A 17120-nucleotide genomic window follows, 5' to 3' on the forward strand; every position below is an offset into this window, starting at 1 on the left:
CTGATGCCAAGTCCAGTCACTTTTTTTCTCTTTTGAACGTGGTATTACGGCCGTTTCAACGCTAGGGCCAGCAACTGATGCAGATGACGAATGCGACTTTCCTGGTAGCGCCCCCACGTCGGTCCGACGGGATCGCCAGGCCAGGTTTTCATGCCCATCTGTACGAAGGGCATGTTCATGTCATCTTGGTCGAAAATCAGACCCATGGCGCCGATGATCGGTTCGAAATGGTCATCCGGGCCGATCTTCATGGTCTTTGCGGCCAGTGGCGGCGTTCCGTTGTCAGGAGAGCGGATCAGCATCCAGACATCGAAATAGCTGGTTTCTGGCGAGTCGGCATTGGGCCGGAAGACATAGGTCAAGGGTAGGCCTTCGCCATACCAGGGACAGAAGTTGGGGAACAAGAAATATTGCACCGAATCCAACATTTCTGCATCGGACAGGGTCGAGTAATCGGCGCCGGTCATTTCCTTCATGACATTGCGACGCCACTCGGAAATCGAGGCCCGGTCAGTTATTTCCGGGGGCAATTCGACAGCCTGATCAGCACGTAGCGCATTCAGCAAGGCCCAGACATCTGCGATGGCGCCGATTTGACTGCCGTTCTTGGCGTGTTTGCTGGGGATGCCGGTGGGAGTGATGGAGCGGCTGAAGTGCGCTTCGCCTTCATCGTAAATATCGTATTGCGTGCCATGCTCGGCGACCGAGCTTAGCGCCTGGGGATGGGTTTGCAGCAGGTGATAGGATTCGAGAAAAGCCTCCAGCGCCACTTTCCAGTTGGCATTGATGGTCTTCTGGACGTGCCAAAGGGTAAAGCGCTTGTCGAGGGGCCAGTTTTCGAAGTGCTTGGTCAGCGATCCCAGGTGATTGGCCAGCGGCCCTGCCTTGATGTCGGGATTGATGAAGATGAAGCCGCCCCAGGTATCGATCAGCACTTCGCGCAGGTTGTACTTTTCCGGTTCGACGTCGGGGAAATCCCACTCGCCCGGGTAATAGGAGAGCTTGCCGTCGATGTTCCAAGTCCAAGCATGGTAGCCGCAGCGGAAAGACTTGGCGTCGCAACCGCTCTTGTCGACCAGGCGGCGACCGCGGTGGAGACAGACGTTCCAGTAAGCCTTGAACTGCTTCTCGGCGCTACGGACGACCAAGAAGGAGAGGCCGGCGACTTCATAAACGAAATGATCGCCGACGTTGGGAATTTCTTCCTCGCGGCAGGCGACTTGCCAAGTCCGTTTCCAGACTTTTTCGACTTCCTGGCGATGGTACTGGTACGAGGTGTAATTCTGCGGTGGGATCTTACCGGTGCCAAGGTTGGGCGAGCTTTCGCGGGTTAGGACTTCCGGCACCAGCTTGCTGTCGGCCTTGGCCAGATCGCGCCAGTTTGGCGACAACTCTGTACCGATGCCCCGTTGATAGTCATTGAATTTTTCGTGTGCTTTTGACATGTTTTTTCCTCTGGTCGGGTGAGGCGAGGGTAATGATTGTCGTATCCGGAATCGATTGCTCAGCAGCGGGTATCGATCGGAGGGCGGATGACCAGTTTTTCGATGTTGATATTGATCGGCTGTTCGAGGATATACAGAACGGCGTGGGCGATATAATTTGGATCCCCCATCAGGCGCTTGTCAGTCGCGGAGGGTTCGATGCCCTTGCTCCGGATGCTGGCGGAAATTTTGCGGATTGTCTCGGTTTCCAGATGGCGGCCAAGTTGCGTGGTGAATCCGCCTGGGGCGATAGTGGCGACGCGGATGTCGTCATGCTCCAGCTCAAGGCGAAGCGTGCCACTGATGGTTTCTAGGGCGCGTTTGCTGGCGCCGTAGACGCCACCGTCTTCCCATTGTGCCGCGATCGAACTGATATTGATCAGGTGAGCTGGCTGGCCATGCCGGCGCATGGCTTCGATCGCGGTGCGGCAGGCTTCCAGCGGGGCAAGTACATTTATTTCGAACATGGCCCGCCAGCGCGCAGGCGTCCCCGACAGAATAGATTCCGGGTGCATGACACCGGCGTTGTTGACGAGTGCGAAAAGGTAAGGGTGTGTCTGCCCGATCTTTTCGACTAGGCCAGCCAGTCGGCCTGCTTCCTGAATGTCGATAATCTCGCAGTGGGGAGCAAGACCTCCGGCTGCTTTGATCGAATCGGCGGTTGCTGCCAGGCCTTCGGCAGAGCGTCCGAGCAGCCAAAGGCGAAACCCGGCCTTGCCAAGTTGTTCGGCAATCGCCCGGCCTATTCCGCTGGAAGCTCCGGTAACGATGACCGCTCGTTCAATGTTCGGAGTTGTCATCAAAGGCGCTCGAAAATCGCTGCGATCCCTTGGCCTCCGCCGATGCATAGTGTGACGAGGGCATAACGGCCGCCAATGCGATGCAGTTCGTGGATAGCTTTGACAGTAATGATTGCGCCTGTTGCGCCGACCGGGTGACCCAGCGAAATACCGGAGCCGTTCGGGTTGACTTTTGTCGGGTCGAGGCCGAGCTCGCGAATGACTGCGCAGGCTTGGGCGGCGAAAGCTTCGTTGGCCTCGATAACATCTAGGTCTTCGATTCTTAGGCCTGTGCGCTGGAGTACCTGGCGTGTCGCAGGAATCGGGCCGATGCCCATGTAGAGCGGATCCACGCCGGCGTGGGCGTAACCGACCAAGCGGGCCAGCGGCTTCAGGCCGAGCGCTGCGGCACGTCCGGCCTCGGCCAGCACGACTGCTCCGGCACCGTCATTGAGGCCGGAGGAATTGCCTGCTGTAACGGTTCCCCCATCTTTCTTGAACACCGTCTTCATCTTGGCCATGGCATCGGGGGTAACGTCTGCACGTACATGCTCATCCGTGTCGAATAGCTCCGAACCCTTTCTCGTCTTGATCTCGACCGGAACGATCTGTTCCTTGAAATGGCCGTTGGCGATCGCGTTGACGGCGCGCCGCTGGCTTTCCAGGGCCAGTTCGTCCTGCATCGCCCGGCTGATGCCATAGCACTCGGCGACGTGCTCTGCCGTGATACCCATATGAATCTGTTGCCAAGGGTCGTGCAGGATGCCGTTCATGTAATCGATCAGTTGGCTGTCTTGCATCCTGGCGCCCCAGCGCATTGCCGGCACGATGTAGGGGCCGCGGCTCATCGATTCTGCGCCGCCACCGATGGCGATATCCGTATCGCCGAGCAGGATGGCCTGGGCTGCGGAAATGATGGCCTGGAGCCCCGAACCGCACAGGCGATTCACGTTGAAGGCTGGCGTTTCAATCGGGATGCCGGCATCGATGGCGGCGACCCGGCTCAGATAGGCGTCTTTCGGTTCGGTGGGTACCACATTGCCCATGACCACATGTCCAACCTCGGCCGGATCTAGGCCAGAGCGGTTTAAGGCTGCATTGACGGCGATGGTGCCCAGCCGGGTCAGCGGGACATCCTTTAGCGAGCCGCCAAAAGTGCCGATGGGGGTACGAGCGCTTCCTACAACCACGATTTCACGTTGAGACATGACTAGTTCTGCCTTATTGAAGAGAGGGTTTCAAATCAGCTACGGCGCGTCGCAAAATCGACAAACCATGCCAAGCTGCCAGGGTTGGCCATCGAGTCGCGATTGACCACCCTGTCCAACGGTTGGCCCAGCAGTAGCTTCTTAATTGGCAACTCGAGCTTCTTTCCGGAAAGCGTGCGTGGTACTTCGGGTACCGTAAATATTTCATTGGGCACATGACGCGCCGACAAAGCGGTGCGGATTCGGCCATTGATCTGCTCCTTCAATTCGTCATTGAGTTCGATGGACGGCCTGAGTACGACAAACAATGGCATATAGGATGGCCGGCCCAGATATTCGAGATCGACGACTAGGCAGTCGAGAATTTCAGGTAATGCCTCGACAGCACGATACAGTTCGCTCGTCCCCATCCGGATGCCGTGGCGGTTGATGGTCGCGTCCGAGCGCCCGTAGATGACTGATCCTCCACGCGGGGTGATACGAATCCAGTCCCCGTGACGCCAGACTCCCGGATAGGTGTCGTAGTAACTATCGAGATAACGCTGGTTGCCAGGATCATTCCAGAAATAGATGGGCATTGATGGCATCGGTTTGCTGCACACAAGTTCGCCAACCTCGTCGATCACAGCCTTGCCGCCATCGTCATAGGCGTAGACTGCCGCGCCAAGTACTCGGCACTGCATCTCACCTAAATAGACGGGCATGGTGGGATTGCCGGCGATAAAGGGGCCAGCTAGATCGGTGCCGCCGGACATCGGAGACAGCCAAATGTCTCCGCTTCCGACATGTCGATAAATCCACTCATAGCAATCCTCGGAGAGCGGTGACCCGGTCGATCCGACGGAGCGCAAATTGGAGAAATCGGCCACCTCGTTCGGCTCGATTCCCGCTTTCAGGCATGAAGCGTAGAAGGCTGCACCAGCCCCGAAGAATGTTGCCTGGGTTGCCCCGGCAAAGCGCCACAGCGCATTTAGGTCGGGGTAGCCGGGATTGCCGTCGTAAATGCATACTGTGCTACCGACCAGTAGCCCGCCCAACTGGCAGTTCCACATGATCCAGCCGGTACTCGAATACCAGTGATAGCGGTCCTCGGGCCAAAGGTCGTTGTGCAAGGCCAGGGTCACAGACATTGCCAGCATGATACCGCCGTGGCCATGCACAATCGGTTTCGGCGTTCCTGTTGTTCCGGATGAATAGACGATCCACAGGGGGTGGTCGAAGGGAACCCATTCAAAGGCGAACTCTGCAGGGCCTGCGACCAGGTCGGGCCAGAAGTAGCCGTTACGCTGGGCCTCGCTAACATCTGTGAGATTGGATTCACCCGTTAGGACAGGTACGATTACGAAGGTTTCGAGGCTCGGAAGTTCGCGTCGCAATTCGGCAATTGTCTCTCGGCGGTCGAAGGTTTTGCCACCATATCGGTAGCCGTTACCGGCGATCAGCACCTTAGGAGCAATCTGGCGAAAGCGGTCAAGTACACTGACCGGCCCCATGTCAGGCGAGCACATCGACCAGATGGCCCCGATGCTCGCACTGGCCAGAAAGGCAATGATCGCTTCGGGACGATTTGGTAGGTAGGCGGCGACACGATCCCCCGGTGCCACGCCCCGGATACGCAAGAACGACGCCAGCGCCATGACCCTATTTTGCAGTTCTGCCCAGGAGATCTCTTCAACGATTCCCGATTCGTCGGCAAAAAGGATTGCCGGCCGGCTGGCATCGGCGTGGCGGAAAACCTGGTCAACGAAATTGACGCGGGTTCCCGGAAACCATTCTGCACCCGGCATCGCCCGGCTGCCTAGGACGTTGTCAGGAGGCTCTGGCGAACGAATATCGAAATAATCCCAAATGCTTCGCCAGAAACCGTCGAGATCGCTAACCGACCATTGCCAGAGGGCATCGTAGTTATCGAATCGATGCCCGCTTGTTTTCTCCAGCCAATTGGTATAGTCGGTGATGCGAGCCGCTTTCTGGCGGGCTGCCGAGGGGCGCCAGACGGGTTCGCTTTGATCCGGGGTTCGCTCGGGGTTCATATCGTTCAATAAGACTTCGGTAAGCCGAGTACTTTTTCGGCGATGAAGCAAAGGATCAATTGGGGCGAGATGGGAGCGATTCGCGGTAGCATTGACTCACGGAAATAACGCTCGACGTGATATTCCTTGGCGTAACCGAAACCACCGTGGGTCAATACTGCCGTCTCGCAAGCACGGAAACCAGCTTCCGCACAGAAGAATTTCGCGGCATTCGCCTCTGCGCCACAGGGTTTTCCTTGGTCATAGAGCCATCCAGCGCGCTGGTAAAGCAAGGTTGCCGCTTCCAGCTCAACCCAGCGTTCGGCGAGGGGGTGCTGAATTCCCTGGTTTTTGCCAATCGGGCGATCAAACACGATGCGTTCGCCGGCGTAGTTTGCCGCCTTGCGAAGTGCTGCTCGGCCTAAGCCAGTTGCTTCAGCGGCGAGTAGCACCCTCTCTGGATTTAGGCCGTGCAGGATGTATTCGAAGCCGCGGCCTTCCTCGCCGATCAGATCTTCGACAGGAACATGAAGATCATCAATGAAGAGCTGATTCGAATCGACTGCCTTGCGGCCGAGCTTTTCGATTTCGCGCACTTCGATCTTGCTTCGATCCAGATCCGTGTAGAACAGGCTGAGTCCGTGTGTTGGCGACTTTACCTGGTCGATCGGGGTGGTTCGGGTCAGCAGCATAATCTTGTTGGCGACTTGGGCTGTCGAGATCCAAACTTTCTGACCATTGACAACGTAGTGGTCGCCCTTGCGGACCGCCGTGGTCTTGAGCTTGAGTGTATTCAATCCGGTATTTGGCTCGGTGACGCCGAAACACGCCTTGGCGTCGCCGTTGATGATCGGCGGCAACCACCGCGCCTTTTGTTCGGCGCTACCATTGACTACGACTGGGTGAAGGCCGAACACGTTCATGTGGATCGCCGAAGCGCCAGTCATGCCAGCCCCCGAAGCGGACACTGCCTCCATCATCATTGCCGCCTCGGTAATTCCGAGGCCGGCGCCGCCATACTCTGGTGGCATGGCGATGCCAAGCCAGCCAGCATTGGCCATCGCCCGGTAAAAGTCCTCGGGAAAGCCGCCTTCACGGTCCTTCTTGAGCCAGTATTCGTCGCCAAAGTCGGCGCAAATCTCTTCAACGGCGGTGCGGATCGCGGTTTGATCGTCGGTGAGTGCGAAGTTCATAGTATTCCAATCCAAGTTTCAAATATTGCCGGGGCTATTGATGGCTGCTGGAGTTCGTTATTACCGGACAAGGTATTCAATCAAGCACCTGTTCGATGAGATTGAATCGCTATAGTACGGTATGCTAGCACACAAAAAATCTACAGAAAAGGGGCTGTTGTCATCAAATGGCTGACGTTTTTCGGGGATAAACTTGGTTTGCGTGACCAACTAAGGGCCTCCCTGCCAGAGCCGTTGCGCGATCCTGTCCTGGTTGGGTAAGCATGGTTGTTGGTTCGGTTTTCGCCTCGTTGGGGATGAGGACAAAGTCCGGGTGCGAACTTTGGCTAGTCATGGTGTCGGAGATATCAGTTTGGTACAAAATTTTGAAGCCAAGCCTGATGTGGCGTGCTTGGTAATTCGCAGCCTAGATAGGATTCGTTGGAGTCTTTTGCCGCGTTATGGTGGTTGGCGATTGGCCTCGTGCTGTCAATGGCGGGGTCGTGTAGGTTCTTGTGTTCGCCCAATAAGATTGCTAGGAGATGATATCCTATGATATTAATTATGGTTTGTGCTTGAAGCAGGAGCCGGTCAGTAATTCCCGCGTGCTTCGGTTTGAGCTGGCGAGGATTGGGCGAAGGACTGGTGCATTGCCCTCGCTGTAATGAGAAATACAAATGATTGAAAAAGGGGAATTATGCCCATCTATATTGGTGTGGCGCGCGAAAGCGCGCCGGGGGAACATCGTGTTGCCCTTTCGCCGGAAACGAGTGAGAAGTTTCAGGCGCTGGGGGTAAAAGTCGTACTCGAAACGAATGTCGGACTGGACAGCCACTTCATGGATGCCGGGTTCGAGGAGGTGGCGTTCAGCCAGGATTTGCCCGGGGTTTATAGCAAGGCCCAGCTAATCCTCCGGGTCACCCCGCCGACGCCGGAAGAAATCGCCGCTTTGCCCGAAGGTTCGGTCCTCATCGGCCTGCTCAAACCCTTCGAAGACAAAGCCCGCCTTGCCGCCTTGAACGCCCGCAAGATCACCGCTTTTGCCCTCGAACTGCTGCCGCGCATCTCGCGTGCCCAGAGCATGGATGCGCTCTCGTCGCAAGGCGCCTGCGCCGGCTACCAGTGCGGCCTGATCGCTGCCGCCCGCTGCACCAAGTTCTTCCCGATGCTCACCACCGCTGCCGGCACCATCCGCCCGGCCCGCGTGCTGGTCATTGGGGCCGGCGTCGCCGGCCTGCAAGCCATCGCCACCTGCAAGCGCCTCGGCGCCATGGTTGAAGCCTACGACGTCCGCGCCGCTGCCCGTGAGCAGATCGAATCGCTTGGCGCCAAGTTCGTCGACACCGGCGTCTCGGCCGACGGCACCGGCGGCTACGCCCGTGACCTCACCGACGACGAGAAAGCCCAGCAGACCGAGAAACTGGCCAAGGCCGTCGCCTTGTCGGACGTCGTCATCACCACCGCCGCCATTCCCGGCAAGAAGGCGCCGATCATCATCACCACCGACATGATCGCCCGCATGAAATACGGCGCCATCATCGTCGACATGGCCGCCGAATCCGGCGGCAACTGCGCCCTGACCCAACCGGGCGAACACGTCGTCGCCAACGACGTGAACATCCACGGCCCCCTCAATCTTCCTTCCCGCATGCCGACCCACGCCTCCGAGCTTTACGCCAAGAACCTCTACAACTTCCTCTCGCCATGGATCAAGGATGGCGAACTCAATTTCGACTGGAGCGACGACGTCGTCGCCGGCACCCTGCTCTGCAAGGACGGTGTCACCGTTCACAGCGTGGTCAAACAAGTCATGGGAGAAGCATGATGGACGGTTTGCTCGCGCTCTACATCTTCATGCTCGCCGCCTTCACCGGCTACGAGATCATCGCCAAGGTGCCGGTCATCCTGCACACGCCGCTGATGTCCGGTTCCAACTTCATCCACGGCGTCGTGGTGGTCGGTGCCATGCTCATGCTCGGCCAAGCCGATACGCCCGTCCAGCAAGCCATCGGCTTCTTCGCCGTCGCCCTCGGCGCGGCCAATGCCGCCGGCGGTTACGTCGTGACCGAACGCATGCTCGCCATGTTCAAGAAGAAGGAAGCCTGACCATGACGCTCCCCATCTATGTTCAGGGCGCCTGGTTCCTCGGCGCCGCCCTCTTCATCTTCGGCCTCAAGGGCATGAGCTCGCCGGCCAGTGCGAGAAGAGGCATCATCATCGCCGGCTACGGCATGCTGCTGGCCATCGCCGCCACCTTCCTCATTCCCGGCCTGCAGAATCTCGGCCTCATGGCCCTCGCCCTGGCCATTGGTGGCTCGGCCGCCTGGATTTCCGGCCAGAAGGTCAAGATGACCGACATGCCGCAGATGGTCGCCATCTACAACGGCATGGGCGGCGGTGCGGCAGCGGCGATTGCCGCCATCGAGTTTGCCAAGGGCGATGCCCACAGCCTGGCGACGACGGTGCTCGCTGTCATCGGGGCGCTGATCGGTGCTGTGTCCTTCACCGGCTCCTGCGTCGCCTGGGCCAAGCTGCAGGGCGTGCTCAAGAAAGCCCATCGCCTGCCGGCACAGAATGCGGTCAATATCGTTCTCGCCCTGATCGCCATCGCTCTCGGTGCTGCGATGGTGGCCATGGCTCCGGCAAAGCCGGAACTGATCTTCGGTTTCTTCGCCGTGGCGCTGATCCTTGGCCTGATCGTCACCCTGCCCATCGGCGGCGCCGACATGCCGGTGGTCATTTCGCTGTTCAATGCCTTCACGGGTCTCGCTGTTGGCTTTGAAGGCTATGTGCTGGGTAACCCGGCACTGATCATCGCCGGCATCGTCGTCGGTGCGGCCGGTACCCTGCTCACCCAACTGATGGCCAAGGCGATGAATCGCCCAATCTCCAACATCCTGTTCACGCCCATGGCGGCCAGCGGCCCGGGTGAAGCAATCAGTGGCTCGATGAAGGAGCTGTCCGGGCTCGATGCGGCAGCGATGATGCGCTACGCCTCCAAGGTCATCATCGTGCCGGGTTACGGCATGGCCGTGGCGCATGCCCAGCACAAGGTGTGGGAAATGACCTCGATCCTCGAGGAAGCCGGGGTCGAGGTGAAGTTCGCCATCCACCCGGTGGCTGGCCGCATGCCGGGGCACATGAATGTGCTGCTGGCCGAGGCCGGGGTGCCTTACGACAAGATCATGGATCTGGAAGAGATCAATGGTGAATTCGCCCAGACGGACGTCGCCTTGATCATCGGCGCGAACGACGTGGTCAATCCGAGTGCACGCACCGACAAGGCCAGCCCGATCTACGGCATGCCGATCCTCAATGCCGACATGGCTCAGAACGTCATCGTCATCAAGCGCGGCAAGGGTACCGGTTACTCGGGCGTCGAGAATGCGCTGTTCTATACCGATAACTGCCGGATGCTTTATGGCGATGCCCAGCCGATGGCCGGCGAGATCATTCAGCATCTCAAGGCGATGGGGTAGTTCGTAGGTCTACATTCCGTGCCATTCTTGTGTGCCAGTCGCTTTTGCGCCAGACAGTCCGCTATCACCTATTCATATAAAGTAACCATATATCCGCTTTATGTTTGCCCTGCTGAGATGGGCGCATGCGAGGTGTTCAACTGTTTCTCATCAAGCCCGGCAAGCCAAATCAGAATGCTTACATCGAGTCGTTCAACGGACGTTTCCGTGATGAGTGCCTGAACGAACACTGGTTCACCAGCATTCGGCACGCACAGGTCGTCATTGAAGCCTGGCGCCGTGAATACAACGAGGAGCGACCGAAGAAATCATTGGGCGGTTTGACGCCTGCCGCCTATGCCAAAATACTCATCCAGAAATCGGTAAAATCAACCCCGGACTCTAAAGCATACTGCTACTGAAAATGGGGGGACGTCGATGCCTCGCCCAAATCATTGCGCTCTCAATTTTAGAGAAAATCTGTGTCGGATAGCCAACCGTGCCCGATTGAATGCATTTTTCAGCCATTGATGCCAAGCCAGAATCATACGTCACCACTGCGATACGGATGTTAGCGTTACTATGAGAAGCACCAATGCTACTTGATGCTACTTCCTCAAGCCGATCTTGCATCAATTCATAGTGTTCGACTTTTGTTAGATCGAAAACTAGGTACCTTAACTCATCGAAATTAGGCAACGAGAATATTCGCTGCATTGCATTCGAAATATCATTGATCGTAATTGTTCCCGAAAATAGCTCTAGCAGGCCATTTTTTTGAATGGTCGTCTCAACTGGCATCTTTGCTCGCCTTAGGCTCATATGCATATGAACTATTTTCAGTGGATAATTATCTTCACGCTCTAAGCCTTCAATTCACAAAGATGACTTCGCTGGGCGCTTATAAATGTTCGAAAAATCCGGGGCATTTTCGCTTTGTCGGAAGGGCTGAGGGTCGTCATCTACGCAATGATGTGGGCCAAATTGTTTCTCCAAATCGTTGTTTGATGGTTGGGGCGCAAGCAGTATTCTGGTAGCCCCAAGCGTAAAGCTCCGCGAGGCTGGCTCACCTTTATGGTTCGATGGAATTTACAATCTGTTTGAACGTTGAGCGCAGCAATTTTTCAGTTGCTTCCCCGAACTGCTTTCCCGCATTGGCTGAAAATGCCGCATCGATTTCAGCCCAGTCCGCCTGCGTAAAATATTTTCGAGCACTTGGTAGGATTAAGTTTTCTTCCATGCTCATGTGTTTCCATGTCGCTTCAGCAAAGGCCTCTGCGGCAGTAGCGAAGCGGGCGACACCGACGGCGGGGGTGGATTCAAGTTCTTTGATCGCTTCTTCCAGCTCACGGATGAGAACTTCATCGTGTTCGTGCTGCCGCCTGAGTTCAGCGATTTCAGCATCGAGTTCGTTGGTCCGGGAGCTTAATTTGCTGAACAGGTAGGTTTCCTCTTTCGGGTGGTGCAGTTTTCCTGGGAAATCGCGCAGGTATGCAATCACTTCGCGTGTTGCCGCAAAGTTTGGCAACGCTGCATTTTGTTGGGCATTGGTCGCGAGAAGTTGCAGGCGATGCACAACCGCCCCCAGAGCGTGGTGTTCATCCTGGATAATGGTATTGGCACTGCTCAAAGCGGGGCTGTTGGTCGCGATACTGGAGATGAGAACCGGCACTTTTGCGTTGATCAAAGTCTTCAGTGTTTCAGATCCAATCATCATGCCAATGGCGCTACGTCGGCCGTGTGATGCCATGAATATTAGGTCACACCCTTGATCCTCGGCTGCCTGGACGATTACCTCGTGTGCGGATTTTCCCGTAAGGCTGATTCCCTCGCAGGGGACTTTGGCAAGATGGCAGGCGGACTCGGCCTTGGCGAGGATTTCCCGGGTTCTCTGCTTGAATTTTTCCGAAAACTGTACGGGTGACATCGAACGCAGCAATGCCGCGTCGCCATAAAGATCAGACCCCTGGTCAGTTTCGACGTGGAGGAATGTGATGCGCGCACCAACGGAATGGGCTAGTTGGACGGCATTTTCTATTGTCTGAACGGACAACATGCTCCCGTCCGTAGGTACCAGAATGTGGTGGTACATGGAACACCTTTCGTTTCATATGCCCGTTTGACCAATTGAATGGCTTTTGGGCTGTCCAAGTATGTTAGTAGTGGTAATGTACTGTAGCATACCATCAGTTTTTTTGAGCAAGTTGTGGAGTCATGGTTACGTCGAATTTGATCTATGAGCGACACCGAATCGTTGCGTTCTAGCTGGCAGCGTGTTTGTCGGAGGTGGGGCGAAACCATCGATTGGCAAAGCGTTATTTGCCACAGCCTGTTTTTGAGCGGTGAGCCTTACAACTTCCCGGCGATGTTGCTCCTGTTCTTGTTTGAGGTCACGAGCGGGGTTAATGCTTGCTTGCACAAATCACAGCGACTCTCAGGCAGTTGGGGGGAGCTGATATTGCTCGCAAAATATATTGACTGCAAAAATATGGTATGGCAGCATACATAAACATCAGTGGTTGCCGCATGAAGCTGCCTGATGCTGCGGAGGGGTGCAGTACTTCACTATACCAAGTAAGGAGACGATTTATGATTTACGAAACGGTTGCGCAATCACGTAGTTCGTACCTGAGGGCTGTACTGTCTATTTCGCTAGCTTCGGCATTTGCTATTTCAGGAAGTGCATTTGCGGTCGAGTTTGAAACCGGCAATCCCGATGTGAAAATACGTTGGGACAACACCGTACGCTACAACGTTGGTGTGCGTGTCAATGATTGCGACGAGAATATCTGTGGCAACGGTGCGGGGGCTGGTGATGTTACGGCCCATCAGTCTGACCGGCGATTTGATAAATCGGGGGATATTGTTACAAATCGCCTTGATCTGCTATCCGAGTTCGATGTCATTTACAGGGACAATTTCGGTTTTCGTCTGAGTGGTGCTGGTTGGTATGACGATGCCTATAGTGATACCCAGGTTAAGGGCGATCCGGCGCTTCTGGCGGCTGGGATGCAATCCTTTCCTACAGGGCACTACACTGGCTATATCAATCGCTTCAATCGCTCGGGTGGAGAACTGCTCGATGCCTTCGTGTTTGCGAAATTCGACGCGGCTGCTATTCCGGTCAATGTAAAGCTTGGTCAGCATAATATTTATTGGGGCGAGTCCTTGTTCTCCTTTGTGGGGGGCGTTTCATATGGTCAGGGACCAGTCGATATCCGTAAGGCGCTGGCCAACCCAGGTAGTGAGGCCAAGGAACTGTTCAAGCCGCTCAATCAAATTTCGTTCTCAGCCGCAGTGACTGACCGACTTTCCATTGCCGGGCAGTATTTCCTTGATTGGAAACCGTCAACCTTGCCTGATGGCGGAACCTATTTTGGTCCGGCTGACTTTTTCACTGCGGGGGGGGGGACTCAGGTTTTTGGTGGTGCCATGGCTTTTAATGGAACAAAAGCTCCCAAGGATAAGTCCGGCGATTGGGGTGTGGCTGTGAAATGGCGGCCCGAGTGGCTGGATGGTACGGCAGGTTTCTATTATCGCGAATACACCGACAAGCTGCCGCAAATGGTGATTGGTAGCCTGTCTAGTGCCTTTGTGCCAATTGTCGATCTGGATTACCAGACGCCGCGACAAAAAATGGTTGCTTTCAGTCTTTCCAAGCAGTTGGGTAGCGTTTCCTTTGGTAGTGATATTACCTACCGACATGGCGCGCAGATTGGTGCGAAGCCGTTCTCCAACGTAATAGCCTTTAACGCCGCGGGCGACGACTGGCGGCCGCGCGGCGATGTTTGGACAGCGTTGGTCAACGCGATTGCCTATTTCGGCAAGAATCCAGTGTTTGATTCGGCGGCACTGACGGCTGAAGTAAATTACCAGTATCTGCAAAAAGTGACTCATGATCCGCACGGCCTCTACTACGGCTTGCAGTCAAATTGTGGTTCGGATGGCATCGCCACCAATCACGGCTGTCCGACCAAGGATGCGTGGGGTGCGGCAGTGCTCTTTGAGCCTAAGTGGTTCCAGGTGTTTGCCGGTACCGACATTAGTATGCCAATGTTCTATGGCGTCGGGTTGAAAGGTAATTCGCCAGTGCCCTTCGGCGACAACGAGGGGCAAGGTAGCTGGAGTCTTGGTGTGGCTGCCGACATTCAAGCCAAATATAACATCGCGCTGAAGTACAACGGCTTTATCGCCAAGCACAGTAACGATGCTTTGGGTATGAGTTCCAATAGCAATTCAAGCCTCGGAAAATACTGGGATCGTGACTGGGTATCTTTGACCTTCAAGACAACCTTCTAAAAATATAAACCGGAGACATAACAATGAAACGAGAGATTCAGTTTGCTGCCATTGCTTTGGCTACCGTGTTGACAAACTCAGTTCAGGCCGCGGTGAACGCAGATGAGGCCAAGCATTTGGGTGGTCCAGTTTTGACAGCGTTCGGTGCTGAGAAGGCCGGGAACAAGGATGGTTCGATCCCTGCGTACGACGGCAAAGGTATTCCGCCGCCTGCAGATTGGGACCCGAAGGAGCCAGGACGTCGTCCTGATCCTTTCAAGGAAAAGCCGCTGTATACCATCACGGCTCAGAACATGGCCCAGTATGCGGACAAGTTAGCCGAATTTCAGAAAGAGTTGTTCAAGCGCTATCCGAATTACCGGATGGATATCTATCCGTCGCACCGCACGATGGTTTTTCCGAAGTACGTGCTCGACAACACTCTGAAAAATGCGACCTCCTGCAAAGGGGCTGACAAAGAGCTGCGCATTGAAGGTTGCTACGGTGGTATCCCGTTCCCAATTCCCAAGACCGGCAATCAGGTTATGTGGAATCACCTGATGTTCTACGGTACGCCCACCATTTATGAAAATCAGCGCGCCTGGAATGTGCCGGCGAATGGCAGTGCGTTTCTGGCCAGTGCCTCCAAGGGCAACGAGGACTTCCCTGCTTTCTATCCAGATAAGGCCGGCAAGGTGCTGGACGGCAAAGAAATCTTCTGGCGGGTACGACTCGATGACTATGCGCCAGCCCGTCAGGTTGGTCAGAAACTGATTCTCATTGATGCCCTTGATCAGCTTAACATCGGTCGTCGTGCCTATCAGTATTTACCTGGTCAGCGCCGCGTCAAGTTGGCGCCCGACCTCGCCTACGATACGCCGGCGCCAACCAACGGTGGAGTGGGAACCGTCGATGATGCCAAATTGTTCCTCGGCGCTCTCGATCGGTTTGACTTCAAGTTGATTGGTAAAGCAGAAAAATTCCTTGCTTATAATACCTATGGCATGACGGACTACAAGGCCTGTCCGGAGGAAAAGTTTACCAGCACGAAACATGTTCCCAATCCAGACTGTTCGCGTTGGGAATTACATCGGGTTTGGATCGTTGAGTCTACGTTGAAACCCGAATTCCGCCATATTTATAAGAAGCGCGTCTTCTACTTTGACGAGGATGGCTACGGGGCCGGAATGCAGGAAAGTTACGACGGTTCTGGCAAACTTTATCGCGCTGTATACAACCACTTCTATACCTATTGGGAAAAAGATGGCGGTAATAGTGGGTCTGCGGTGAACCTCGACTTTGTTACCGGCGGTTATGTGATGCAAGGAACCGCTGGCGCACCGGGAGCTGGATTTTTTCCGGTGGATATCAAGCCCTCTACTTTTTTTAGTCCAGAAGCGCTGGCAGGCGAAGGTGTTCGCTGATCCTGCATTTTGATGTGTTGGTCCCCCGGCGTTGAGCCGGGGGAGACTCGGTCATGAATGCGGGAGATATATGACCCTCGCGCCGTTTCGCGTCTTGGGCAGCCATTGAAACAGCCGAAGGCAGGCGATTTGTTGCGAGTTAAATCGAAGAGGTAGCTTAGTGTCAGTTTCCAGTTTTCTGCGCCATTTTCCATGCATTGGCTTAGTGAGGCGCTCGGGAGGGGTGGGCTTCTGCGCCATTTTTCTTTTGTTTGGGTCTCCTACGGCGGCGAATGCATTTCAAAGTCCGGCGGACCTGCCTGCCATCACTAGCGCACTATCGGCTAAGGTGCCGCTGCTTGGCGTGGCGCGAGCCGGTGAGCGTGTTATTGCTGTGGGCATTCGTGGACACATCGTGTATTCGGATGATGAGGGTAAGAACTGGAAGCAGGCTAGCGTGCCGGTGAGTACCGATCTAGTCGCGGTTTCCTTTCCCGATGCCAAGCATGGCTGGGCGGTCGGTCATGGTGGCGTGGTGATTCACACTAGCGATGGTGGAGTCAACTGGGTCAAGCAAGTCGATGGAAAGCAACTAGCGGCGCTGGCGGTGAGCTATTACGAAAAGAAGGTGGTAGATCAGCCTTCCGCCGAAATGACGCGCGTTTTCGAGCAGGCCAAGGCCTTGGCGACCGACGGCAGTACGCAAGCATTTCTTGATGTCAATTTTGAAAGTGAGACGAGCGGCTTTGTCGTCGGTGCGTTCAACCGGATTTTTCGTACCGAAGACGGTGGCAAAACCTGGATGCCGTGGATGGATCGGACTGGGAACGTTCGCGAATTGCACTTTTATTCCATCCGAAATTCTGGCGGGCGTATTTTGCTGACCGGCGAACAGGGGATGGTGTGGGAACTAGATGCGACAAATAAGGGCTTTGAGGCAAAGCCAACACCCTACAAGGGCACGCTGTTCGGGTCTGTGGTCGCAGGACGTAATATTTTGGTCTTCGGGATGCGAGGTAGCCTCTTTCGTAGCAGTGATGGCGGCAACACCTGGGGCAAGGTGACTGTACCTAGCCAAGCGGGAATTACCGGCGGGATTGTCCTCGACGCCCAACGCGTGTTGCTGGTCAGTCAGGCCGGAGTCGCCCTCTTCAGCCGCGATGGTGGTCTTAGCTTTGAGGTGGTGAAATTTTCGCAGCCGATGTCCTACTTCGGCATCGCAGGTTCTCACAGCGGGATGATGACGCTGGTGGGTTCTGACGGGGTCAAGGTGGAAGGCCTGCCCCAGTCTTCCAACGCCGGTCGCGGTGTCAACTGATCGAATGC

The 17120-nt window shown here is 55.7% G+C and carries 13 protein-coding genes and 1 pseudogene; 7 read left to right on the top strand and 7 right to left on the bottom strand.

The window, feature by feature from the left end; translation table 11 throughout:
- Positions 1–44: 44 nt before the first annotated feature.
- The 5 genes from KI613_RS03475 to KI613_RS03495 are packed head-to-tail and all read right to left on the bottom strand — an operon-like array spanning position 45 to position 6676.
- Positions 45–1445 carry an aromatic ring-hydroxylating oxygenase subunit alpha gene (locus KI613_RS03475; protein WP_226403827.1) on the bottom strand — a complete coding sequence of 467 codons (1401 nt, stop codon included), beginning with the start codon at positions 1443–1445 and terminating at the stop codon, positions 45–47.
- A gap of 59 nt (positions 1446–1504) precedes the next feature.
- Complete coding sequence (locus KI613_RS03480) at positions 1505–2284, bottom strand: SDR family oxidoreductase (protein WP_226403828.1); 780 nt, start codon at positions 2282–2284, stop codon at positions 1505–1507.
- The gene (locus tag KI613_RS03485; RefSeq protein ID WP_226403829.1) at positions 2284–3471 is read right to left on the bottom strand and encodes an acetyl-CoA C-acyltransferase family protein; all 1188 of its coding nucleotides are present in this window, start codon (positions 3469–3471) and stop codon (positions 2284–2286) included. Before KI613_RS03485 ends, KI613_RS03480 begins: the two co-directional genes overlap by 1 nt.
- Positions 3472–3506: 35 nt before the next feature.
- Complete coding sequence (locus KI613_RS03490; protein WP_226405671.1) at positions 3507–5504, bottom strand: acetoacetate--CoA ligase; 1998 nt, start codon at positions 5502–5504, stop codon at positions 3507–3509.
- 5 nt (positions 5505–5509) lie between these two features.
- The gene (locus KI613_RS03495; protein ID WP_226403830.1) at positions 5510–6676 is read right to left on the bottom strand and encodes an acyl-CoA dehydrogenase family protein; all 1167 of its coding nucleotides are present in this window, start codon (positions 6674–6676) and stop codon (positions 5510–5512) included.
- A gap of 676 nt (positions 6677–7352) precedes the next feature.
- Here KI613_RS03495 and KI613_RS03500 point away from each other — a divergent pair.
- The 4 genes and pseudogenes from KI613_RS03500 to KI613_RS03515 form a co-directional block, all read left to right on the top strand.
- Positions 7353–8480 (top strand): NAD(P) transhydrogenase subunit alpha, encoded by a 1128-nt coding sequence (locus tag KI613_RS03500; RefSeq protein WP_226403831.1) that lies wholly within the window; start codon positions 7353–7355, stop codon positions 8478–8480.
- Positions 8480–8761 (top strand): NAD(P) transhydrogenase subunit alpha, encoded by a 282-nt coding sequence (locus tag KI613_RS03505; RefSeq protein WP_226403832.1) that lies wholly within the window; start codon positions 8480–8482, stop codon positions 8759–8761. The genes KI613_RS03500 and KI613_RS03505 overlap by 1 nt, the downstream gene beginning before the upstream one ends.
- 2 nt (positions 8762–8763) lie before the next feature.
- Positions 8764–10134 (top strand): NAD(P)(+) transhydrogenase (Re/Si-specific) subunit beta, encoded by a 1371-nt coding sequence (locus tag KI613_RS03510; protein ID WP_226403833.1) that lies wholly within the window; start codon positions 8764–8766, stop codon positions 10132–10134.
- Between the two features lie 106 nt (positions 10135–10240).
- Positions 10241–10519 (top strand): annotated as a pseudogene (locus tag KI613_RS03515) (integrase core domain-containing protein); the annotation flags it as partial.
- On the opposite strand, the gene KI613_RS03520 reads toward KI613_RS03515, so the two are convergent.
- Both KI613_RS03520 and KI613_RS03525 read right to left on the bottom strand, forming a co-directional pair.
- A complete protein-coding gene (locus KI613_RS03520; RefSeq protein WP_226403834.1) occupies positions 10516–10914 on the bottom strand; it encodes a hypothetical protein in 399 nt (132 codons plus the stop codon). The pseudogene KI613_RS03515 and the gene KI613_RS03520 overlap by 4 nt on opposite strands.
- Before the next feature lie 271 nt (positions 10915–11185).
- Entirely contained in the window at positions 11186–12169 is a 984-nt protein-coding gene (locus KI613_RS03525; protein ID WP_404826975.1) for a hemerythrin domain-containing protein, read from the bottom strand.
- 533 nt (positions 12170–12702) lie between these two features.
- Here KI613_RS03525 and KI613_RS03530 point away from each other — a divergent pair.
- From KI613_RS03530 to KI613_RS03540, 3 genes are all read left to right on the top strand, one after another.
- Positions 12703–14412 carry a DUF1302 domain-containing protein gene (locus KI613_RS03530; protein WP_226403836.1) on the top strand — a complete coding sequence of 570 codons (1710 nt, stop codon included), beginning with the start codon at positions 12703–12705 and terminating at the stop codon, positions 14410–14412.
- Between the two features lie 23 nt (positions 14413–14435).
- Entirely contained in the window at positions 14436–15815 is a 1380-nt protein-coding gene (locus tag KI613_RS03535) for a DUF1329 domain-containing protein (protein ID WP_226403837.1), read from the top strand.
- Positions 15816–15975: 160 nt separating this feature from the next.
- Positions 15976–17112: a WD40/YVTN/BNR-like repeat-containing protein gene (locus KI613_RS03540; RefSeq protein ID WP_226403838.1), complete on the top strand. Its 1137-nt coding sequence runs from the start codon at positions 15976–15978 to the stop codon at positions 17110–17112.
- Positions 17113–17120 lie beyond the last annotated feature (8 nt).

The organism is Ferribacterium limneticum (assembly GCF_020510585.1).
Lineage (GTDB): Bacteria > Pseudomonadota > Gammaproteobacteria > Burkholderiales > Rhodocyclaceae > Azonexus.

Coding starts and splice junctions, on each gene's coding strand:
- KI613_RS03475 (WP_226403827.1), bottom strand. CDS start 1,445: ATGTCAAAAGCACACGAAAAATTCAATGACTATCAACGGGGCATCGGT.
- KI613_RS03480 (WP_226403828.1), bottom strand. CDS start 2,284: ATGACAACTCCGAACATTGAACGAGCGGTCATCGTTACCGGAGCTTCC.
- KI613_RS03485 (WP_226403829.1), bottom strand. CDS start 3,471: ATGTCTCAACGTGAAATCGTGGTTGTAGGAAGCGCTCGTACCCCCATC.
- KI613_RS03490 (WP_226405671.1), bottom strand. CDS start 5,504: ATGAACCCCGAGCGAACCCCGGATCAAAGCGAACCCGTCTGGCGCCCC.
- KI613_RS03495 (WP_226403830.1), bottom strand. CDS start 6,676: ATGAACTTCGCACTCACCGACGATCAAACCGCGATCCGCACCGCCGTT.
- KI613_RS03500 (WP_226403831.1), top strand. CDS start 7,353: ATGCCCATCTATATTGGTGTGGCGCGCGAAAGCGCGCCGGGGGAACAT.
- KI613_RS03505 (WP_226403832.1), top strand. CDS start 8,480: ATGGACGGTTTGCTCGCGCTCTACATCTTCATGCTCGCCGCCTTCACC.
- KI613_RS03510 (WP_226403833.1), top strand. CDS start 8,764: ATGACGCTCCCCATCTATGTTCAGGGCGCCTGGTTCCTCGGCGCCGCC.
- KI613_RS03520 (WP_226403834.1), bottom strand. CDS start 10,914: ATGCCAGTTGAGACGACCATTCAAAAAAATGGCCTGCTAGAGCTATTT.
- KI613_RS03525 (WP_404826975.1), bottom strand. CDS start 12,169: ATGTTGTCCGTTCAGACAATAGAAAATGCCGTCCAACTAGCCCATTCC.
- KI613_RS03530 (WP_226403836.1), top strand. CDS start 12,703: ATGATTTACGAAACGGTTGCGCAATCACGTAGTTCGTACCTGAGGGCT.
- KI613_RS03535 (WP_226403837.1), top strand. CDS start 14,436: ATGAAACGAGAGATTCAGTTTGCTGCCATTGCTTTGGCTACCGTGTTG.